15 protein-coding genes are annotated in these 21,120 nt (G+C 64.7%); 14 read left to right on the top strand and 1 reads right to left on the bottom strand.

Translation table 11 applies throughout. The features are described 5' to 3' along the window. Positions 1-478 precede the first annotated feature (478 nt). The 9 genes from XcuCFBP2542_RS07740 to XcuCFBP2542_RS07700 all read left to right on the top strand — a co-directional run bounded on the left by XcuCFBP2542_RS07740 (position 479) and on the right by XcuCFBP2542_RS07700 (position 15,990). A complete protein-coding gene (locus tag XcuCFBP2542_RS07740) occupies positions 479-3,367 on the top strand; it encodes a TonB-dependent receptor (protein WP_249027629.1) in 2,889 nt (962 codons plus the stop codon). A 71-nt stretch (positions 3,368-3,438) separates the two neighbouring features. Next, positions 3,439-5,352 carry a beta-galactosidase gene (locus XcuCFBP2542_RS07735; protein WP_104603025.1) on the top strand — a complete coding sequence of 638 codons (1,914 nt, stop codon included), beginning with the start codon at positions 3,439-3,441 and terminating at the stop codon, positions 5,350-5,352. Next, positions 5,346-6,713, top strand: coding sequence for an APC family permease (locus XcuCFBP2542_RS07730; RefSeq protein ID WP_104603103.1), 1,368 nt, complete (start codon positions 5,346-5,348; stop codon positions 6,711-6,713). Before XcuCFBP2542_RS07735 ends, XcuCFBP2542_RS07730 begins: the two co-directional genes overlap by 7 nt. Beyond that, a complete protein-coding gene (locus tag XcuCFBP2542_RS07725) occupies positions 6,692-7,624 on the top strand; it encodes a carbohydrate kinase family protein (protein ID WP_104603024.1) in 933 nt (310 codons plus the stop codon). Before XcuCFBP2542_RS07730 ends, XcuCFBP2542_RS07725 begins: the two co-directional genes overlap by 22 nt. After that, entirely contained in the window at positions 7,621-9,048 is a 1,428-nt protein-coding gene (locus XcuCFBP2542_RS07720; protein WP_104603023.1) for a family 4 glycosyl hydrolase, read from the top strand. The genes XcuCFBP2542_RS07725 and XcuCFBP2542_RS07720 overlap by 4 nt, the downstream gene beginning before the upstream one ends. 271 nt (positions 9,049-9,319) lie before the next feature. Then, positions 9,320-10,780, top strand: a complete 1,461-nt coding sequence (locus tag XcuCFBP2542_RS07715) for a glycoside hydrolase family 125 protein (RefSeq protein ID WP_104603022.1) — start codon at positions 9,320-9,322, stop codon at positions 10,778-10,780. A gap of 309 nt (positions 10,781-11,089) precedes the next feature. Then, the gene (gene trbK, locus XcuCFBP2542_RS07710) at positions 11,090-11,350 is read left to right on the top strand and encodes an entry exclusion lipoprotein TrbK (protein WP_146090312.1); all 261 of its coding nucleotides are present in this window, start codon (positions 11,090-11,092) and stop codon (positions 11,348-11,350) included. Between the two features lie 107 nt (positions 11,351-11,457). Then, positions 11,458-13,800: a GH92 family glycosyl hydrolase gene (locus tag XcuCFBP2542_RS07705; RefSeq protein WP_104603021.1), complete on the top strand. Its 2,343-nt coding sequence runs from the start codon at positions 11,458-11,460 to the stop codon at positions 13,798-13,800. Positions 13,801-14,154: 354 nt separating this feature from the next. Then, entirely contained in the window at positions 14,155-15,990 is a 1,836-nt protein-coding gene (locus XcuCFBP2542_RS07700; protein ID WP_104603020.1) for a glycoside hydrolase family 35 protein, read from the top strand. A 73-nt stretch (positions 15,991-16,063) separates the two neighbouring features. Here the strand turns inward: XcuCFBP2542_RS07700 and XcuCFBP2542_RS07695 are convergent, their stop codons facing one another. Beyond that, the gene (locus XcuCFBP2542_RS07695; RefSeq protein ID WP_104603019.1) at positions 16,064-16,324 is read right to left on the bottom strand and encodes an XAC0095 family protein; all 261 of its coding nucleotides are present in this window, start codon (positions 16,322-16,324) and stop codon (positions 16,064-16,066) included. A 159-nt stretch (positions 16,325-16,483) separates the two neighbouring features. Here XcuCFBP2542_RS07695 and XcuCFBP2542_RS07690 point away from each other — a divergent pair, with 159 nt between their 5' ends. The 5 genes from XcuCFBP2542_RS07690 to XcuCFBP2542_RS19330 all read left to right on the top strand — a co-directional run. Further along, the gene (locus XcuCFBP2542_RS07690) at positions 16,484-17,071 is read left to right on the top strand and encodes a restriction endonuclease subunit S (RefSeq protein WP_104603101.1); all 588 of its coding nucleotides are present in this window, start codon (positions 16,484-16,486) and stop codon (positions 17,069-17,071) included. A 15-nt stretch (positions 17,072-17,086) separates the two neighbouring features. After that, positions 17,087-18,595, top strand: a complete 1,509-nt coding sequence (locus XcuCFBP2542_RS07685) for a type I restriction-modification system subunit M (protein ID WP_104603018.1) — start codon at positions 17,087-17,089, stop codon at positions 18,593-18,595. Continuing rightward, positions 18,588-19,454: a BRO family protein gene (locus XcuCFBP2542_RS07680; RefSeq protein ID WP_104603017.1), complete on the top strand. Its 867-nt coding sequence runs from the start codon at positions 18,588-18,590 to the stop codon at positions 19,452-19,454. Before XcuCFBP2542_RS07685 ends, XcuCFBP2542_RS07680 begins: the two co-directional genes overlap by 8 nt. Positions 19,455-19,616: 162 nt before the next feature. Continuing rightward, entirely contained in the window at positions 19,617-20,732 is a 1,116-nt protein-coding gene (locus tag XcuCFBP2542_RS07675; protein WP_104603016.1) for a virulence RhuM family protein, read from the top strand. Next, the coding region (locus XcuCFBP2542_RS19330) for a restriction endonuclease subunit S domain-containing protein (protein ID WP_484606939.1) at positions 20,732-21,120 on the top strand (389 nt) is incomplete at its 3' end. The genes XcuCFBP2542_RS07675 and XcuCFBP2542_RS19330, both read left to right, overlap by 1 nt.

The following is a 21,120-nucleotide window of genomic DNA, read 5'->3' as shown; positions in this document are numbered from 1 at the left end:
CATCGCACACGTACCGGGAGATGGGTGGATGCCGCATCGTTACAGCAACCATCGCTCGCCTGCTGCCGCCTGTGCGTTGCGCTGCCTGTTCGCCGTCCGCGCGGCTGCCGCTGCGGTGCCGTTGTCATGACCAAGCACTACAAGTTGAGCGCCATGCGCTCGCGTTCCAAGTGCATCGCCGGATATTCCCCGCCCCGCCGCTGAGGTCTGCATCGCTGTACCAGCTGGCAGACGCTCCGGTGACATGCTCTGGTTGATGCACGCTGCGCACGCAGACCTGCGGCGCCGTGCAACGCCGTGTGCGCATCTCCCCGTGTAGACCGTCTGCCTCAAGAGCAAGGCATCGGAGGGCGTTGCCATCGGCAACGTTGCCCAGCATCTGGCGAGGTGGCATGTGCACCAGCGTAAGCGTTTGGCCCGTAAACAATTGATCGTGGCGATCCTGAGCATCACCGGCCTGGCCGCCACGGCCGGCGCGGTGGCCGGCACTGTGGAGGGGCACCTGACCGAGCGCAGCAGCGGCAGACCCGCTGCCAATGCCACGGTCCGCATCAGCGGCACGTCGTATCGCGCAGTGACCGACGCGCAAGGTCATTTCGTCATCGGCAACGTGCCCGCAGGACAGTACGCGCTCGATCTCGACTACCCCGGCTTCAGCGCCACCGACACCAGCGTGCAGGTCGACGAGCACGGCACCGCCTCGGTGGCGATCGCGCTGGACGAGGTCAAGCAACTGAAGGCCGTCAGCGTGGTCCGCAATCGCTACGACGCCAGCGACCTGAAGCTCAACGCCGTCAATACCGTGGATGTGCTGTCGACCAACGATCTGCAACGCACCGCCGTGCACAACGTGGCCGAAGCGCTGGGCCTGATCGCCGGCATCAATATCACCACGACCGGCTCGGGCTACCTGGGCGGCATCGACGGCGCAGCGCGCGGCGAAGGCATGTTCGCGTCGGTGCGCGGGCTGCCGTCCGAATACAACGTCAACATGATCGACGGCGTCACCGTGGCGCAAGGCATGCCGTACAGCCGCAGCGTGCAATTGAGCCTGCTGCCGCCCACCGGGCTGCAGACCATCGTCGCCAACAAGACCTCCACCGCCGATATGGAAGGTGATGCAATCGGTGGCACGCTGGATTTCCGCACTCCTACCGCCTACGACTTCAAGGCCACCACCAGCGGCAGCATCACCGGCAGCGTACGGGTGGAAAGCCGTGCGCGCGACTATGGCGGCGATGGTCTGGGTGGCGGTTTCGGCGGCGAGTTCCAGCACAAGTTCGGCGATGCGCAGCAGTTCGGCATCTATGCCAGTGCCTACTACGACTACCGCACCACGACCAACAGCGAAGCTGCCGCGGCCGTCAGCGCCCTCAACGACGGCTCGTGGGAGTTTCTGAACACCGACGCCGACGGCCGCAACGCGGCGGGTTTCGACCCGCAGCACAATCTCACCAGCACCGGCATGAACGTGGGTATCGCCGCCGGCTGGGAACGTCGCTACGGTGGCAATGCCTCCTTCGACTGGCACGTGGACGACAGCCTATCGTTGTATGCGCGCATGACCTACGCCTATGCCAGGACCGAACAGGGCACCACCTTCGTGCAGTTGCTGCCGCAGGATGTGCGGTACGTGCCAACCGCTACGCCCGGCATATTCACCCCAGACATCGGACGCATCGCCGCACGCTTCTGGTACGAGACCAATCCGGAAATCGCCGACCTGGCTACCTTCCAGATTGGCGCGCGCAAGACCCTGGGCGGCTGGACCTTCATGCCCAACGTGTTCTACAGCTTCGGCGATAACGACAGGCCGGACCATATCGAGATCGACGGGCGCGAAGACAAGTTTTCGCAGAACAACTTCGCCTACTCGGGCAATACGCTGGTGCGTTACGGCCGTGGCGCATTCCCCTACCCGCAACTCACGCCTGCGCTGCTGGCGCAGGTCAACAACATTCCGTCGTTGTACGCCACCAGCTATGGCCAGCAGACCAGGATCTTCTCCGGGCAAACCCGTGGCGGCGGGCGCTTCGATACCCGCTACGACTTCGAAGATGGCGCATTACGCTCGCTCCAGTTCGGCGTGAAGTACACCAGGAGCCAGCGCCAGTTCACCAATCGCGACTGGTTTACCGGTGGCGTGGACGGCACCACCACGCTGGGAGAGCTGGGAATCTTCAGTGGCACCTACGCGGCGATCTTTCCTGGCAAGTACCACTGGGCCACCCCGCGGGTGAGCAATGCCGCAGTGGCCGGCGTCATTGCCCAGCACCTCACCGACGACGATCTGGATACCTGCGGCAGTGCGTTCTACATCAACAACTACAACTGCAACACCATGCGCGGCACCGAGGCGGTGAGTGCAGCCTATGCCGCCGCCACCTTCACCGTCGGAAATCTGGATATCGTGCCGGGCATGCGCTTGGAGCACACCGGTATCGACAACACCTTCTGGGTGAGCCCGGTAGATGCAGATGGCAACCAGACCGTGGGGTACTTCGATCACAACCACACGTCCTACAACATGCCGTTGCCCAGCGTATTGCTGACCTGGCGGCCGGATCTGCGGACCGCATACCGCGCGTCGATCTGGACCAGCTACACGCGCCCGGCGCTGGTGCAACTGGGCGGTGGCAGCCAGATCAGTGTCTCCAACGGCGTCACCACCATCACCCAGGGCAACCCGGATCTGAAACCGATCCAGGCCACCCACCTGGATCTGTCCGGCGAATGGTCCACGCAGCACGGTGGCTTCTTTTCGCTGGCTGGCTTCTACAAGCAGCTGCGCAACTACATCTACGACGCCGGCCCGTCGCAGGCCAACGGCACCACCACCGGCAACGGCACGGTGCTGTACCACCTGCCGGCCAACGGCGGCGATGGCACGGTCTACGGGGTGGAAGTCAGCGCGCGGCAGAAGTTCCAGGACCTGCCGGCGCCCTTCGATGGGCTGGGCATCAGCGCCAACGCCACGCGGCAACACGCGCGTGCCGACCTGGGCATGAAGGGCTTCGACAACGAGCACATGCAGTCCGCCCCCTCGGCAATGGCCAACCTGGAACTGTTCTATGAGCACGGTGGCTTCTCGTTGAACCTCAGCTACCACTTCAGCAGTTCGTACCTGCTGGGCTACGACCTCCTGCATGAAGGCGCGCCCTGGAACGACCTGTGGGCGCGCCCCACCCGGCGCGTGGACCTGCACACCGGCTATCACTTCGACAGTGGCGTCAGCGTGGATCTGTCGATCTCCAACCTGACCAGGGAATACAGCTACTGGGCACATGTGGGCCGGCGCAACCTGGCGATCTCCGACATCGTCGATGCAGGCAGCACCTCGTTGCTGACGATCAAGTACGCGTTCTGAACACGGCGCGCCGCTGCGTGCCCAGGCGCGCGCAGCGGCGCATACGTCCTTCCACGCCGGTTGGAGACCGCATGAAACGCAGGAATGTGTGTACGTTCGGCCTGCTCGCACCGCTGAGTCTGGCAACAGTACCGACGCCGGCATGGGCGTTGCACGCGCCGGTGCCCGATGGCCGGCCGCATGCATTCGGGTTCGCGCGCGGGCAGTTCGTGCTGGATCGGCAACCCTGGCAACTGCGCAGCGGCGAGATGCATCCACTGCGCATCGCCCGCGCCGACTGGTTGCACCGCATCCGCATGGCCAAGGCGATGGGATTGAACACCATCGCGCTGTATCTGATGTGGAACGCGTACGAGCACACGCCCGGCCAGTTCGACTTCGAGACCGGCGAGCGCGACTTCGTCGCCTTCATCGGTCTGTGCCAGCAGGAAGGGCTGTGGGTGTATCTGCGCCCCGGCCCGTATGTCTGCGCCGAATGGACGCTGGGCGGCCTGCCGCCGTATCTGCTGCGCGAGCCAGGCATCCGGCTGCGCGATGCCGGCAATGCGCGCTACATGGCTGCGGTGCGGCGCTATATCGCGGCCGTGGCGCCACGCATCGCGCCCTTGATGGCCAGTGCCGGCGGGCCGGTATTGATGCTGCAGATCGAGAACGAATACAACATGCAGGGCAGCGATGTGGGCTACCTGCAGACGCTGGCGGCGCTATGGCGCGCTCACGGCATTCCCGGGCCATTTTCGCTGGCCGAGGGCATGAAGGATCTGCGCCGGCGCAAGGCCTATCTGCCGGGCGCGGCCCTGGGGCTGGATGGCGCGGACATGGCCGAAGTGCAGCAAGCCAAACGCATCGCCGGCCAGGCACCGGTGTGGGTGGCCGAAGGCTACCCCGGCTGGCTGACGCATTGGGGCGAGAATGGCTTTGCGCAGCGCGACTATGCGCCGATGCTGCGGCAGCTGATGGCGGCCGGCATTTCGTTCAACCTCTACGTGGTGCACGGCGGCAGTAATTTCGGCCTCAGTGCCGGCGCCAATGCCGAAGACGATGGCTCGCAATTCCAGCCCGCGTTGACCAGCTACGACTACGGCGCACCGATCGACGAAGGCGGCCGCGCCACGCCGGCCTACAGGGTCCTGCGCGCGATCATCGCCCAGCACAGCACCACCACGCTGCCGCCGATTCCGCCTGCTCCGCTGCGCGCGCACTTTGCATCGGTGACGGCACATCCGGTGGCGAGCCTGTGGGACAACCTGAGTACCGCGCCGGTCGTCACCCAGCATCCCACCGATCTGCAAGGTCTGCTCAAGCAAAACCTGGGACTGGCGGTCTACCGACGCCGCATTGCGGCAGGCACGCAACTGGATCTGGGACAGGTGCACGACTACGCAGCCGTCCAGCTGGACGGTGCGGAGATCGGACATGTTTCGCGTATGCCGCATGCCCGCCTCAACAGCGCAGCGCAGCTGGCGCTGCCACACACCACCTCCACCGAGCGCACGCTGGAGATCGTGATCGACAGCTTCGGCCATATCAATTTCGGCCCGGCCCTGGGCGATGCGAAAGGCCTGCTCGGCCCGGTCACGCTGGATGGCAACGCACTGCACGACTGGCAGGTGCAGGGCCTGGCACTGGACGGCGACAGCCCGCCATCACTGCGGCCGTTGCAGGGCCCGCCCACGCGTCCCGGGCTGTTCTTCGCCACGACCATCACACTGGAGACGGTGGGCGATGTGCATGTGGATATGAGCCACTGGCGCAAAGGCTACCTGTGGATCAATGGCCGGCTGCTTGGGCGGTACTGGAACATTGGCCCGCAGGACTGCCTGTTTTGCCCAGGCGCGTGGCTGCATGCCGGTGAAAACGCGGTGCTGGTGCTGGACCTGCATCAGCTGGCACCTGCGGCGATCCATTGCGCAGACGGCCTGAGGTCCGCGCGCCGCGCAGATCATGCGCGCAGCACGGCGCTGGCATGGGCTGCGGCATGCTGACCGCGCCTGCCGCGTCGCCAGCATCTGGCTGCGACCAGGCACCGCCCCGCACGCTCGGTTTTTGGGGCGCGCTGTCGGCCAATCTGCTCAACATGATCGGCATCGGCCCGTTCATCACCATTCCACTGGCGTTGTCGGCACTGGCCGGGCCGGCGGTGTTGATCGGCTGGGTGGCCGGCGCGGTGCTGTGCTTTTGCGATGGGCTTGTGTGGGCGGAACTGGGCGCGGCGATTCCGCGTTCCGGCGGGCCTTATCACTACCTGCGCGATGCGTACGGGCGCGAGCGCTGGGGGCGCCTGTTCGGCTTTCTCTACCTGTGGCAGACGCTGTTGACCGCGCCCTTGTCGGTGGCGTCGGCGGCGGTGGGGTGCGTGCAGTACCTGGCGTTCGTGTTGCCGGAACAGAGCCACGTCCAGCTCACCGCCATGGCGATGGCGGTGTGCGCGTTCAATACGCTGCTGCTGTATCGCCGGGTGCGCTCGGTGCAGCTGCTGTCGCTGTTGGTCAGCGCGGTGGTGGTCGGCGCCTGCGTGTGGATCATCGGCAGCGGCGTGCTGCACTTCGATGCCGGCATCGCCTCGGCCTTCCTGCAGACGCGTCCGGCATCGGCGCAGGGATTCTGGCTGGGCTTCGGTGCGGTGGCCTTGATCGCGGTCTACGACTACGGCGGCTACAACAATGTGTGCATGCTCGGTGGCGAAATCCGCAAGCCACGCCGCACCATTCCGCGCGCGGTGCTGCTGTCCATCCCGATCGTGGCGCTGCTGTACCTGGGCCTCAACATCACCTTGCTCGGCGTGTTGCCGTGGCAGCAGGCGGCGCACTCGAAAGCGGTCATGGCCGACTTCATGCAGACCATCTACGGCCCGGCCGGCGGCACCCTGGCGGTGGCATTGATCGCGCTGGCGGCGTGGGGCTCGGCGCTGGTGGTGTTGCTGGGGTATTCGCGGGTGCCGTATGCAGCCGCCGCAGCCGGACAGTTCTTCGGCATATTCGCGCGGCTGCATCCGCGTGGGGGCTTTCCCACCGTGTCGTTGCTATTCGTCGGTGCCAGTTCGATGCTGGCCTGCCTGCTGTCGCTGGACGACCTGATCGCCAGTTTGATGATCGTCCAGATCCTGTTCCAGTTCCTGGCGCAATGCCTGGCGGTGGTGCTGCTGCGGCGCAGGCGCCGGCGGCGGGCGTTCTCGATGCCGCTGTATCCATGGCCGCTGCTGGTCAGCGTGGCCGGTTGGCTGTCCCTGCTCGCCACCAGCCCGGGACGACGCCTGCTGGCGGCGGTGCTGGCGCTGGCGCTGGGGAGCGGGGTGTACCTGATCCAGGCACGGAGGGAGCGCGCATGGCCGTTTCAGGCACGCTGAGCGCAGCGCAGATCGTGGTGGTGGGCGAGGTCTATCTGGACCATATCTTCAGCGGTTTCCAGCGCTGGCCGGCGCCGGGCGAAGAAGCCTTCGCCCAGCACTACCGGCGAGAGCTGGGCGGCGGCACCCTCATCACGGCCTGCGCACTGGCACGGCTGGGCTGCAAGGTGCGCGCGATCGGCGCAATCGGCGCGCCCGATCGCGCGGTGTTCGCGCAGCGGCTGGGTGAGTTCGGCATCGCGGCCGATGGCTTGATCGACTCGCCCGCCGACACCGGCGTGACCACCAGCGTGTCGCTGCACGAGGACCGCTCGTTCTTCACCTATGCCGGTGCGAATGCGGAATTGGGCAGCATGCTGCTGCGCGAAGAGCTGATCGCCGCGCTATCGACGGCCGCGCATGTGCACTTTGCGATGCCGCTGCCGGCCGCGCTGGCCGAGGTGCTGTTACCCCGACTGGAACGCGCCGGCTGCACCACCTCGCTGGACGTGGGGTTCAACCCCGCCTGGCTGGCCGACCCTGCCAACCACGCCACCTGCCGCGCGGTGAGCTGGTTTCTGCCCAACCAGACCGAAGCCGCACGGATGGGCTGCGGCGATGGTCCGCAGGCCTGCCTGGAATGGGCACATGCGCTGGGCCTGCGCCGCTGCGTCATCAAGCTCGGTGCCGCAGGCGCGATGTGCATCGACGACACCGGCGCACGCCGCATCGCCGCAACGCCGGTGCAGGTGCGCGACACCACCGGCGCCGGCGATGCCTTCGATGCCGGTTTCATCGCCGCATGGCGGCACGGCCAGCCGCTGGATGCTTGCGTGCAGCAGGCCTGCCGCGCCGGTGCGGCATGTTGCAGCGCGCTCGGCGCGCTGGACGGTCTTTTCCTGCTATCTCCCCCAACCGAGGACGTGTCATGAGCAGTTCTATCGATAATCGCAAGATCACCCTGATCGGCGGCGGCGGCGTCCGCACCCCGTTGGTGGTCTACGGCGTCAACGAGGCCGCCGAGGCGCTGGGCGCGCGCGAGATCGTGCTGTACGACCCGGACCAGGAACGCCTGGCGCTGATGGTGGCGATGGGCCGCGCCATCGTGGCCGAAGCCGGTGGCGCGCTGCAGGTGCATGCGGCCCCCTCGCTGGAAGCGGCGATCGAAGGCGCGCACTTCGTGCTCAACAGCATCCGTGTCGGCGGCATTGCGCAGCGCGCGGCCGACGAACAGACCATCATCGCGCACGGCTATTCCGGCCAGGAAACCACCGGGCCCGGCGGCGTGGCCAAGGCCTTGCGGACAGTGCCGGTGGCCATCGACCAGGCGCGCCTGGTCGAGCGCCTGAGCCCGGAGGCCTGGCTGGTCAGCTTCACCAACCCGGCCGGCCTGATTACCCAGGCGATCAGCGCGCATACCCGTGCCCGCGTGGTGGGCATCTGCGACACGCCGGTGGAGTTGTTCCACAACATCGCACGTGCGCTGGGCGAGCCGGCCGCCGATGTGGAATGCGAGTACATCGGCCTCAACCACCTGGGCTGGATCCGCGCGGTGCGCCTGCGCGGCGAGGACATCCTGGACCGCGTGCTCGCCGACGATGCCATCCTGCGCCAGCTCTACCTGGCGCAGCTGTTCGACTTCGACATGCTGCGGGCGCTGCGGCTGATCCCCACCGAATACCTGTACTTCATCTACGAACGCCGCCGTGCGCTGGACAACCAGCGTGCCAGTGGCGCCAGCCGTGGCGCCGAGATCGAGCGACTCAACCGCAACCTGATGGACGCCTTGCACGGCCACTTGCATGCCGGCGATACCCACGGCGCCGTGCAGACCTACGCCGCCTACCTCGCGCAGCGCTCTGGCTCCTACATGAAGCTGGAGGCAGAAGCAGGCTCGGCGTTCGCACCGGATCTGGCGCCGCAACCGGACCCGTTCCGCGCCAGCACCGGCTACCACCGCATCGCGGTCGATGTGATGAGCGCGCTGACCGGCGCCCGCCCCGGCCGGCACGTGGTCAACGTGCGCAACCACGGCGCGATGGCCGAGCTGGCCGACGACGACATCGTGGAAATTGCCGCCGACATCGACCGCGACCGCATCGTACCGATTCCCGCCGCCCCGCTGCCCGCCGCCGTGCAGGGTCTGGTGCGCACCTTCAAGGCCTACGAGCACGCCGCCATCGAAGCGGCCCTGAGCGGCCGCCATCTGGACGCCTGCAAGGCCATGCTGATCCACCCGGCGATTGGCGAGTGGAGCGCGTCGCGGCGCCTGCTGGAGGCCTTGTTCGGGCAGGCGCACGACGAAGACGGCCAGTGCGCCTGGCCGGCACGGTGGCGCGCACAGGCGGTGGGTTGAAGGGTTGGTCGGGCACCGTCAGGCCTGGCGGCAGCATCGGCAACCACGCCGACCTGCACGGGCCGTGGATCCGCCCGCCCGCCATGGCAACGGCGAGGGGTGCATACGGCGGCGGATTGTGCAGGCGCACTATGCATCTGCGGCGCACACGTTGTATGGTCATCGGGAATTGGTCATGCATAGGTCTCATCGCCGCATGCGCGCTCCCGTGGCGTCTGGCGCCGACCTCCACGCGTGCGATTGCCAAGTGAACCCACGGAGTCTTGAGGTCATGCACACCCGTCGCGACATCCTTCAGCTGCTCGGTGCCGGCGCGGGCGCCAGCCTGCTCGCCAGCGCCCTGCCCGCCTTCGCGGCAGCGTCCGCCCCCGGCACCCGTGCCGTCGGCGGCTTCGCCAGCAAGCGCCCGCCCAAGGCGCAGCGCCGCTTCGTCAGCACTGCGGTGGAACAGCAGATTGCGCAGATCAAGGCGCGCATCGCCGACCCGGAACTGGCCTGGCTGTTCGAGAACTGCTACCCCAACACGCTGGACACCACGGTGGAAACCGGCACCCGCAACGGCAAGCCGGACACCTTCGTCATCACCGGCGACATCCACGCGATGTGGCTGCGCGATTCCTCCGCGCAGGTGCACCCCTACGTGCCGCTGGCCAAGCGCGACCCGGCCCTGCGCCGCATGTTCCATGGCCTGATCCAGCGCCAGGCCGCGTGCATCAAACTCGATCCGTACGCCAACGCGTTCCTGCCCGATGGCCAGACCCAGCGCCTGAAATGGTCGCTCAACGACATCACCGAGATGAAACCCGGCGTGGGCGAGCGCAAGTGGGAGATCGACTCGCTGTGCTACCCGATCCGCATCGCGCACGAATACTGGCGCGCCACTGGCGATACCGCACCGTTCGACGATGACTGGCGCGAAGCGATGCACGTGGTGGTGCGCACCTTCCGCGAGCAACAGCGCAAGGACAACCGCGGCCCGTACGTGTTCCAGCGCCCCTCACCGCTGGCCACCGAAACCCTGGTGCTGGAAGGCTACGGCCAGCCGACCAAGCCCAATGGCATGATCCATTCGATGTTCCGCCCCTCCGACGATGCCTGCGTGTTCCCGCTGTTCGTGCCGGCCAACCTGTTCGCGGTGACCTCGCTACGGCAATTGGCCGCGATGAGCACGGCATTGCATCGCGACGCCGCCTTCGCCGCCGACTGCACCGCCCTTGCCGATGAAGTGGAAACTGCCACCCGCCAGTTCGGGCAACTGCGCGACAGCGACGGCCAGGCGTATTGGGCCTTCGAAGTGGACGGCTTCGGCAATCAGTTGTTTATCGACGATGCCAACGCACCCGGCCTGCTCAGCCTGGCCTACCTGGGCTGCTGCGACCGTGCCGACCCGGTGTTCCTGCGCACCCGCCAGCTGGCCTGGAGTGAGCGCAACCCGTATTTCTCGCGCGGCACCGCCGCAGAAGGCGTCGGCAGCCCGCACAGCGGCATGGGCACCATCTGGCCGATGTCCATCATCCAGTACGCATTGGTCAGCGACGACGACACACAGCTGCGCCAATGCCTGCAGTGGCTGAAAACCACGCATGCCGGCACCGGCTTCATGCACGAAGCGTTCGACAAGGACACCCCGAGCACCTTCACCCGCGACTGGTTCGCCTGGGCCAATACCTTGTTCGGCGAACTCATCATCGACCTGCATCAACGCAAACCCCAGCTGCTGCGCAATCGCTGATCGGGGGAGTTCGATTTACATCCTAGACGGAGCGACACCGCAATTGATCGTGTTCGACATGGCCAGGGTCATGTAAAAACGGCTTCCGGAAGCTCAGGCTTTGTGAACCGGCATTGCACGGAGATGGTCTACAGCCAGTCACCCGTGTTGGTCGATCCTGTGTCTTTCATGACAGCAAGACGGTGGATACCGGTTCAGGGCTCGGCAAGGACAACTCCGGTTATGTCTGGCCCCAGTGACCAGCAATCATCTCGATTCATTCGCGCTGTTCTTCTGCGATTCAGCTCGGAAGGGTGAAGGAAACTACAGGTGCATATCAAGAAAACTCTCCCAGCAAACAGAAATGACGCATTCGTCCCAGTCTTGCTAACTCTGCTGGCAACCTCGCTGGTCGGCTGTGACGAGAGACGCGTACAACAACCGGCCGCCCAGGCCGAGCTCGAAGTCAACGATGAGAACTGCAAGTCCGAGAGCGTTGCAAGGATCGATGACAAGCAGAAGCAGCAAGCGTTTGCGGACCGTTGCTTCCGTCGTGGCGAATTCAAACCCAGTACAAAGAAGGAATGGTGAGCGTTTCACCATGAGAGTGTCCGCTCCCCTTCTCCCGCCGGGAGAAGGGGCCCGAAGGGCGGATGAGGGTGCCCCGGCATCGGCCCGTGAATTTCGAGACCACACACATGGCAACACGACGCGGTTTTCTCCAAGGCGCCATCGCCGCAGCACTATTTGGCAGCATGGGCCTGCCAGGCCTGGCGCGCGCGCGCGCCGGCAACTACGCGCTGCCTGCCGACGCGCGCACGCGTGCCGATCTCACCCGGCATGTGGATGTATTCATCGGCACTGGTGGTCATGGTCACACCTTTCCCGGCGCCACGCTGCCGTTCGGCATGGTGCAGCTGAGCCCGGACACCTATAACGCGGTGTGGGATTCGTGTTCGGGGTATCACGAATCCGATGGCTCGATCATGGGCTTTTCGCACACGCACCTGTCCGGCACCGGCATCGGCGACATGCTGGATTTCCTGCTGGTGCCGGCCACCGGCGAGGTCAAGCTGGTGCCCGGCCCACTGGACAACCCCGACGCCGGCTACCGCTCGCGCTTCGATCACAGCGACGAAGCCGCCTCGCCCGGTTACTACCGCGTGCGCCTGAAGGACAGCGGCGTGCACGCCGAACTCACCGCCACCGCGCGCGCCGGCCTGCACCGTTACCACTTTCCCAAGGGCAAGCCGGCGCATGTGTTGCTGGACCTGTGCCACGGCATGCAGGACAAGCCGGAGATTCCCACCCGCGTGAGCGACGCGCAGCTGCGCGTGGTGGATGCGCAGACCCTGACCGGCGGCCGCCGCGTCCATCAATGGGCCAAGGGGCGCTACATCTACTTTGCCATGCGGCTGTCGCGGCCGTTCGCCAGCGTGCAGCTGTACGACGAAGATCAGGCGCTGCCCGCCGGCACGCGCCATCGCGACGGCACCCATCTCAAGGCCGCGCTGCACTTCGCCGATGCCTCCGACGCACCGCTCCTCATCAAGGTCGGCATTTCGGCCGTCAGCGCCGACAATGCCCTGGCCAATCTCGACGCCGAGCTACCGGACTTCGACTTTGCACGCGTGCACGCCCACGCCGTCGCCGCCTGGGAAAAGGAACTGGGCCGCGTCCGCATCGACAGCGACGACGAGGCGCAACGGCGCATCTTCTACACCGGCCTGTATCACAGCCTGCTGGCGCCCACACTCTTCAGCGACGTGGACAACCGCTACCGCGGCATGGACCTGCAGATCCACACCGCGCCCAAGGGCTACAACAACTACAGCACCTATTCTCTGTGGGACACCTACCGCGCCGCGCATCCGCTGCTCACCCTGGTGCAACCCGAACGCGTGCCCGACCTGGTGCAATGCCTGGTACGCGGCGCCAACGAATGTCCGGATGGCGTGGGCATCTGGCCGCTGCAGGGCGTGGAAACCGGCTGCATGATCGGCTACCACTCGGCGGTGGTATTGGCCGAAGCGCATGCCAAGGGCTTCACCGGCATCGACTACAAGGCTGCCTGGCCCGCCTATCGCAAGCGTGCCATGCACGACACCACCCATGGCCTGGCGTATTACCGCAGCCTCGGCTATATCCCCGCCGACAAGGTGGACGAAGCGGTCAGCCGCACCCTGGAATATGCGTATGACGACTGGGCCTGTGCACATCTGGCGCAGGCCGCAGGCGCTACCGACGACGCACGCGCATTGCGCGCACGCTCGCGCAACTACCGCAACGTATTCAACCGCGACAGCGGCTTTGTGCAGGCACGTTTGCAGGACGGCAGCTGGGCCAAACCATTCGACCCGCGCGGCATGGGTCATCTCAAACAATGGCGCGATTTCACCGAATCCAATGCCTGGCAGGCCACCTTTCTCAACCAGCACGATCTGTACGGCTACATGGATTTGTACGGCGGCCGCGATGGCTTTGTCGCCAAGCTCGACGAGCTGTTTTCCACCAGCTCCGAACTCCCCGCTGATGCGCCGCCGGACATCGATGGCATGGTGGGCCAGTACGCGCACGGCAACGAACCCAGCCACCACGTCGCCTACCTGTTCGCCTACGCCGGCCAGCCGTACAAGACCCAGGCGATGGTCCGCCGCCTGCTGCGCGAGCAATACCACGACGCGCGCAACGGGCTGTCCGGCAATGAAGATTGCGGGCAGATGAGTGCCTGGTTCGTGCTCAGTGCGCTGGGCCTGTATGCCGTGGACCCGGTCAGCGGCAACTACATCCTTGGCAGCCCATTGTTCGAGCGCGCCACCCTGGACGTGGGCACCGGCCGCACGCTGCGCATCGTGGCCAAGGACAACAGCGCACAGAACGTCTACGTACAGTCGCTGCGGTTCAACGGCAAACCGCTCAACCGCGCCTGGCTGCGCCACGCCGACCTGGCCGCCGGCGGCACACTGGAATTCACGATGGGGTCCAAGCCGAACCTGGCCTTCGGCGCAGACAAGCAGGATCTGCCACCGTCGTTTGCGTGATGCCAATGCGCCGCTTCCACAGGCGGCGCGTTAGGTTCTTGCTGCGCGGATCAAGCGGGCATTGCCCCTCCCTTCTCCCGCAAGCGGGCATTGCCTTTCCCTTCTCCCGCAAGCGGGCATTGCCTCTCCCTTCTCCCGCAAGCGGGCATTGCCTCTCCCTTCTCCCGCAAGCGGGCATTGCCTCTCCCTTCTCCCGCAAGCGGGCATTGCCTCTCCCTTCTCCCGCAAGCGGGCATTGCCTTTCCCTTCTCCCGCAAGCGGGAGAAGGTGCCCGAAGGGCGGATGAGGGCAGCACGCAAACCACCAGCACATCCATTCACCCGCACCACCAGCCCTCCCCACATCGAGACCTCCATGCTGCGTACCACTGTTGCTCCCCTGGTTCTGGCCCTGGCACTCGCGTTCCCCGCCGCTGCCGCCGCCACCGATTCCTGGCCATCCTTCGGCACCCAGGGCACGCAGTTCGTCCGCGACGGCAAGCCCTACCAGATCCTCTCCGGCGCCATCCATTTCCAGCGCATCCCGCGCGCCTACTGGAAGGATCGCCTGCAAAAAGCGCGCGCACTGGGCTTGAACACGGTGGAGACCTACGTGTTCTGGAACCTGGTCGAACCGCAGCAAGGCCGGTTCGACTTTTCCGCGAACAACGACGTGGCCGCCTTCGTCAAGGAGGCCGCCGCGCAAGGTCTCAACGTGATCCTGCGCCCCGGCCCCTATGTCTGCGCCGAATGGGAAGCCGGTGGCTATCCGGCGTGGTTGTTCGGCAAGGACGCCATCCGCGTGCGCAGCCGCGACCCGCGCTTTCTTGCCGCAAGCCAGGCCTATCTGGATGCCGTGGCCCAGCAGGCCCGCCCGCTGCTCAACCACAACGGTGGCCCCATCATTGCCGTGCAGGTAGAGAACGAATACGGCTCCTACGGCGACGACCACGCCTACATGGCCGACAACCGCGCCATGTTCGTCCAGGCTGGCTTCGACAAGGCGTTGCTGTTCACCTCCGATGGCGCCGACGTACTCGCCAACGGCACCTTGCCCGGCACCCTGGCGGTGGTGAATTTTGCGCCAGGCGAAGCCAAGAGCGCGTTCGAAAAACTGACCAAGTTCCGTCCCGAGCAACCGCGCATGGTGGGCGAATACTGGGCCGGCTGGTTCGACCATTGGGGCAAGCCACACGCCAGCACCAATGCCAAACAACAGACCGAAGAACTGGAGTGGATCCTGCGCCAGGGCCACTCGGCCAACCTGTACATGTTCGTGGGCGGCACCAGTTTCGGCTTCATGAATGGCGCTAATTTCCAGAGCAATCCCAGCGATCATTACGCAGCCCAGACCACCAGTTACGACTACGACGCCATCCTCGACGAAGCCGGCCGGCCCACGCCCAAGTTCGCGCTGATGCGCGATGCGATCGCCCGCGTCACCGGCGTACAACCGCCGGCGCTTCCCGCCCCGATCGCGACCACCACGCTGCCGGCAATCCCCCTGCACGAGTCCGCCTCGCTGTGGGACAACCTGCCCGCGCCGATCGCCATCGACACCCCGCAGCCGATGGAACAGTTCGGCCAGGATTACGGCTACATCCTCTACCGCACCACCATCACCGGCCCGCGCAAGGGCGCGTTGTATCTGGGAGACGTGCGCGATGTGGCGCGGGTGTACGTGGACCAGAAGCCAATGGGCAGCGTCGAACGGCGTTTGCAACAGGTCTCCACCCAGGTGGACATCCCGGCCGGCCAGCACACCCTGGATGTCCTGGTCGAAAACAGCGGCCGCATCAACTATGGCCTGCGCCTGGCCGACGGCCGCGCCGGCCTGGTCGACCCGGTGCTGCTGGACAACCAGCCACTCACCGGCTGGCAGGCGTTCCCGCTGCCGATGCGCTCGCCCGACAGCCTGCGCGGCTGGACCCGCAAGACCGTGCAAGGCCCGGCCTTCCATCGCGGCAAGCTGCGCATTGGCACCCCCACCGACACCTATCTGGACATGCTCGCCTTCGGCAAGGGCATCGCCTGGGCCAACGGCGTCAACCTGGGCCGCCACTGGAATATCGGCCCGCAAACGGCGCTGTATTTCCCAGCGCCCTTCCAGCGCCAGGGCGACAACACCATGGTGGTGTTCGACCTGGATACCGTCGAGGCTCCCAGCGTGCGCGGGCTGAAGCAGCAGGTGTGGCTCAAGCCGATGGACTGAACACGCGCGGCTGTTCCGGACGCCGGCAATACGATCGCGCAGCGGAGCAAGCGCAAGTGCCGTCCTGCGTCAGTCACTCGGCAACGCCCAACGTTGCCGGCCAACGCACTTGTTCAAGCACCTGTTGTACCTGCTCGGCAAGCAGCTCCAGGCAGAACGCCAGTTCGTCCATCCGGATCGCCGCATGCGGCGCTTGCTCTTCGCTGCGTGTGCGTGGCTCAGCCATGCGCGCCAAAAACCGCATGTGGTCGCCCAGCTTCTGCAAGCGATACTGCGCATGGTCTGGCAGGTAGTAGCCGGGCAGTAAGCCGGCTGCGTTGGACCCTCGCCTCATTCAGTCCTCCGTTGACAAGTATTTAGTGCCGCAAGCTGACGGTACTCCGCTTGAAATCCTATCAGCTGGACGCACCGACTTCACACATTTTTTATTGCATCATTAAGTTTGAAGCAAATTTTATTGACTTACGACAACAAGGATTTCATCGTATGCATCATGCTCAATCATGCACTCAGCGCCACCCTGGCCGAACTGGCAGACGCCCGCATGGGTTATCCGTTCCGTGGCGCGATTCCTGAGGTCACTGGCGGCAGCGTCCGCGTCATCCAGACCAGAGACATCACTCGCACCGGCCTCTGCCACTACGAGATGCTTGTTGCGACGGAGGTCGAGGGCCGCAAGGAGCCTGATTGGCTCCAGGACCAGGACATCGTCTTCATTGCCAGGGGCGCACATACCTTCGCAGCGCTGGCACAGGCACCGCCGCCGCGCACGCTTTGCTCGCCGCATATCTATGTCATCCGGGTCAAGGCGCCGCAGCGGTTGTTGCCTGCCTTTCTCGCCTGGCAGCTCAACCAGGCCCCGGCACAACGCTACCTGCGCCAATCCGCCGAAGGCAGCAATCAGCTGAGTATTCGCCGCGCCGTCCTGGACAGCGCGCTGATTCGATTACCGCCGCTACAGATCCAACACGCCGCCATCGCCATCGACCAGGCCGCACAGGCAGAGCGCATAACCCTCAATGCACTGATCGACAACCGTACCACCGAGCTGGCGATCTTCGCCGAGCGCCTACTCGCCTAAGCCTTTGGAACTCCCATGCGCAAGACCGATATCGCCCAGGACACCATCAACGCCGCCGTCTGGGGCGCCTGCGACACCTTCCGCGGCACCGTGGACCCCAGCGTCTACAAGGACTACGTGCTGACCATGCTGTTCCTGAAGTACGTCTCCGACGTCTGGCAGGACCACTACGACGACTACAAGACCAAACACGGCGACAAGCCAGGCCTGATCGAAGAACTGCTCAAGAGCGAGCGCTTCGTGCTGCCGCACAGCGCCAACTTCTACACCCTGTACGACCAGCGCCACCGCCCCGGCAATGGCGAGCGCATCGACACCGCCCTGCACGCCATCGAAGACGCCAACCTGGGCAAGCTGCGCGACGTATTCCAGGACATCAGCTTCAACGCCAATAAACTCGGCGAAGAACAGCAGAAGAACGACCTGCTACGCCATCTGCTGGAAGACTTCGCCAAGCCTGCGCTCAACCTGCGCCCCTCGCGTATCGGCCAGCTGGACATCATCGGTAACGCCTACGAGTACCTCATCAAGAACTTCGCCTCCAGCAGCGGCAAGAAGGCCGGCGAGTTCTATACCCCGCCGGAAGTCTCCGCGTTGATGGCGCGCCTGATGAACCCGCAACCAGGCGAGGAGATCTGCGACCCCACCTGCGGCTCCGGCTCGCTGCTGCTCAAGTGCGGCCGGCTGATCCGCGAGCGCACCGGCACCGGCAAGTACGCGCTCTACGGCCAGGAAGCCATCGGCAGTACCTGGGCGCTGGCCAAGATGAACATGTTCCTGCATGGCGAGGACAATCACCGCATCGAATGGGGCGACACCATCCGCAACCCCAAGCTGCTGGCCGGCAACCACCTCAAGAACTTTGACATCGTCGTCGCCAACCCGCCGTTCTCGCTGGAAAAGTGGGGCCACGACAGCGCCGACAACGACCCGCACGACCGCTTCCACTGCGGCCTGCCCCCACGCACCAAGGGCGATTACGCCTTCATCCTGCACATGATTGCCACCATGAAGGCGCGCAGCGGCCGCATGGCGGTGGTGGTGCCGCATGGCGTGCTGTTCCGTGGTGCCGCAGAAGGCCGCATCCGTCAGAAACTGATCGATGAGAACCTGCTGGATGTGGTGATCGGCCTGCCGGAAAAGCTGTTCTACGGCACCGGCATCCCTGCGGCCATCTTGGTGTTCCGTAAGAAGAAGAAAGACAAGAACGTGCTGTTCATCGATGCCAGCCGCCAGTACCAGGACGGCAAGAACCAGAACCTGCTGCGCGAGAGCGACCTGCAGCGCATCCTGGACACCGTGCAGGCGCGCCAGAACGCGGACAAGTACGCCCACCTGGCCAGCCCGGCCGAAATCGCCGGCCACGACTACAACCTCAACATTCCCCGCTACGTGGATACGTTCGAGGAAGAGGCCGAGATCGACCTGATGGCCGTGCGCCGCGAGCGCGAGCAGCTCAAGACAGAGTTGACCAGACTGGAGGAACAGATGGCCGCTTACCTGAAGGAGCTGGGTTATGAGTGAGAAAAAAACCGACATCGCCGCCGATGCGATTGAAGGCATGGCCACTCACGAAGGCGTAGCGGTACGCCGCACCTGGCATGCCGATCAGTGGTGGTTTGCGGTCATCGACCTGGTCAGTGCGCTGACCGACTCTGACAGCCCCGAAAGCTATCTACGCAACCTGCGCCGACGCGACGAGGAGCTCTCCCGCAGCTGGGAGACCCTGGTCACGCCACTGCGTGTCGCCACGGCGGGGGGGCCCCAGATGCTCAATTGCACCACGCTGGAAGGCGCGTTGCGCATCATTCAATCCATCCCCTCGTCCAAGGCCGAACCCTTCAAGCGCTGGCTGGCGCGCATCGGCAACGAACGCATCCAGGGCGAGGAGGCAGCCGACTTCGACGCTTTGAGCGAAAACCAGCGCCGCTTGTTCTTGCGCGACCAGATCAGCCAGCACAACAAGGATCTGGCCGCAGCAGCCAAACAGGCTGGCGTGGAAACCCCGCTGGAGTACGCCGTCTTTCAGGATCATGGCTACAAGGGCCTGTATGGCGGCCTGGGCGCAAAGGATATCCATGCGCGCAAGGCCCTGAAGAAGAGCCAGAAAATCCTGGACCATATGGGCAGCACCGAGCTGGCGGCCAACCTCTTCCGGGCGACGCAGGCAGAGGAAAAGCTCCGCCGCGACAACGTGCAGGGCAAGACGGCCGCCAACCACACCCACTACGCCGTCGGCCAGACCGTGCGCAAGACCATCCAGGAACTGGGCGGAACCCTGCCGGAGCACCTGCCAGCACCACGGACCAGCATCAAGCGGCTGCAGAAGGACGCCAGGCCGCCGTTGGGGCAGAGTACGGACCAAGACAAGAACGAACCATGAATCGGAACCTTGGTACCCGGCAAATCAATTACTTGCCGCAAGGGGGGGGTCATCTTGACCCCCCCCTTGCCCTGACCATTTGGGCGGCCGGCGCAGCACATGGTCAACATTGGGCGTTCCGAGAACACGCCCGAGCAGGGGCTTGCCTGAGGGAATTTGGCGATGCGTAAGCACCAACTCCCAGACTCGCCAACCACATCGGCCGCCACAGGCGACGAACGTGCACCGAGCACGAGTGCCCATGGCGAACTGGTGCTCTACGCCACCGACGATGGTACTGCCCGGTTCTATTTGCGCGCCGAGAACGGCAGCGTCTGGCTCAGCCAGCTGGAACTGGCTGCATTATTCCAGACCACCAAGCAAAACATCAGCCTACACGTCAAAAACATCCTGTCGGACAATGAGTTGCAGGAGGCCGCAGTTGTCAAGGAAGACTTGACAACTGCGGCCGACGGCAAGCGCTACCGCACACAGCTCTACACCCTGGACATGATCCTGGCCATCGGCTACCGGGTAAAATCCCCGCGCGGCACCCAGTTCCGCCAGTGGGCTACCACCCATCTGCGCGAGTACCTGGTCAAGGGCTTCGTGATGGACGATGAGCGCTTGAAGGATCCAGCCGGCTGGGACCACTTCGACGAGCTACTGGAGCGCATCCGCGAGATCCGCACCTCGGAGAAGCGCTTCTACCAGAAGATCCGCGACCTGTTCGCCCTGTCGGTGGATTACCGCGACGACGACACCGCCACCGGCCAATTCTTTGCCGTGGTGCAGAACAAGATGCTTTACGCCGTCACCCAGAAGACCGCCGCGCAACTGATCGTGGAACGTGCCGATCCGGACCAGCCCAATATGGCGCTGACTGGCTGGAAGGCCGCGTGCGTGCGCAAGACCGATGTCATCGTGGCCAAGAACTACCTGCACGCGGAGGAAAACACCCAGCTCAATCGCATCGCCGCCATGTTCCTGGATTACGCCGAGGACCGCGCCAGCCAGCGCCAGGACCTGCGCATGGACGACTGGCGCCAGTACGTGGACCGCTTCGTCGAATTCAACGAACGGCCGTTGTTGAAGGATGCCGGCACCGTCAGCCATGAACGCATGCAGCAGATCGCCCACGAGCGTTATGCCGTGTTCGATGCAAAACGGCGCAAGGCGGAAGCTATGGCGGCGGATAGCCAAGACATTAAGGCCCTGGAATCCATGGAGAAGCTTGCACGTGAACGAGACGAGCGCGGATCAAATCGCCAACCCGCTAATGACGGTAAGAAATTGTGATGCTTCCTAAAGACTGGCGACGTAGCACGATTGGTGAGTCCACCAAGCTTATTTCCGGCAATACGCCAAGCAAGGAGAATCCGGCCTTCTGGTCCGGCGATTTTCCTTGGGTAACTGTAAGGGACATGAAAACGCCTTGGTTGCAAGAAACGGGGCTGACATTGACTGAATCAGGAAAATCCGCAGCATCCATTGCGCCTGCTAACTCGGTGTTAGTTGTGACGCGAGGTATGGCTCTACTGAAGGATCTGCCGATCAGTCTCACCATGCGGGATATGGCTTTCAACCAAGATATCAGGGTCTTCGCGGATCACTGTGGGTGCAATCGAGCATTTTCGGGTAGCGCGGGCAGGAAGCTGGCGATGATCTTGAGCCTCAGGAACTCCTC

This window comes from Xanthomonas cucurbitae (assembly GCF_002939885.1).
Lineage (GTDB): Bacteria > Pseudomonadota > Gammaproteobacteria > Xanthomonadales > Xanthomonadaceae > Xanthomonas > Xanthomonas cucurbitae.
The sequence above is the reverse complement of the archived record's forward strand: the minus strand, read 5'-3'. Positions and strand labels throughout refer to the sequence as shown.

Bases quoted from the DNA above. Each gene is read 5' to 3' on its own strand.
- XcuCFBP2542_RS07735 (WP_104603025.1), top strand. From the start codon at position 3,439: ATGAAACGCAGGAATGTGTGTACGTTCGGCCTGCTCGCACCGCTGAGT.
- XcuCFBP2542_RS07730 (WP_104603103.1), top strand. From the start codon at position 5,346: ATGCTGACCGCGCCTGCCGCGTCGCCAGCATCTGGCTGCGACCAGGCA.
- XcuCFBP2542_RS07725 (WP_104603024.1), top strand. From the start codon at position 6,692: ATGGCCGTTTCAGGCACGCTGAGCGCAGCGCAGATCGTGGTGGTGGGC.
- XcuCFBP2542_RS07720 (WP_104603023.1), top strand. From the start codon at position 7,621: ATGAGCAGTTCTATCGATAATCGCAAGATCACCCTGATCGGCGGCGGC.
- XcuCFBP2542_RS07715 (WP_104603022.1), top strand. From the start codon at position 9,320: ATGCACACCCGTCGCGACATCCTTCAGCTGCTCGGTGCCGGCGCGGGC.
- XcuCFBP2542_RS07705 (WP_104603021.1), top strand. From the start codon at position 11,458: ATGGCAACACGACGCGGTTTTCTCCAAGGCGCCATCGCCGCAGCACTA.
- XcuCFBP2542_RS07700 (WP_104603020.1), top strand. From the start codon at position 14,155: ATGCTGCGTACCACTGTTGCTCCCCTGGTTCTGGCCCTGGCACTCGCG.
- XcuCFBP2542_RS07695 (WP_104603019.1), bottom strand. From the start codon at position 16,324: ATGAGGCGAGGGTCCAACGCAGCCGGCTTACTGCCCGGCTACTACCTG.
- XcuCFBP2542_RS07690 (WP_104603101.1), top strand. From the start codon at position 16,484: ATGCTCAATCATGCACTCAGCGCCACCCTGGCCGAACTGGCAGACGCC.
- XcuCFBP2542_RS07685 (WP_104603018.1), top strand. From the start codon at position 17,087: ATGCGCAAGACCGATATCGCCCAGGACACCATCAACGCCGCCGTCTGG.
- XcuCFBP2542_RS07680 (WP_104603017.1), top strand. From the start codon at position 18,588: ATGAGTGAGAAAAAAACCGACATCGCCGCCGATGCGATTGAAGGCATG.
- XcuCFBP2542_RS07675 (WP_104603016.1), top strand. From the start codon at position 19,617: ATGCGTAAGCACCAACTCCCAGACTCGCCAACCACATCGGCCGCCACA.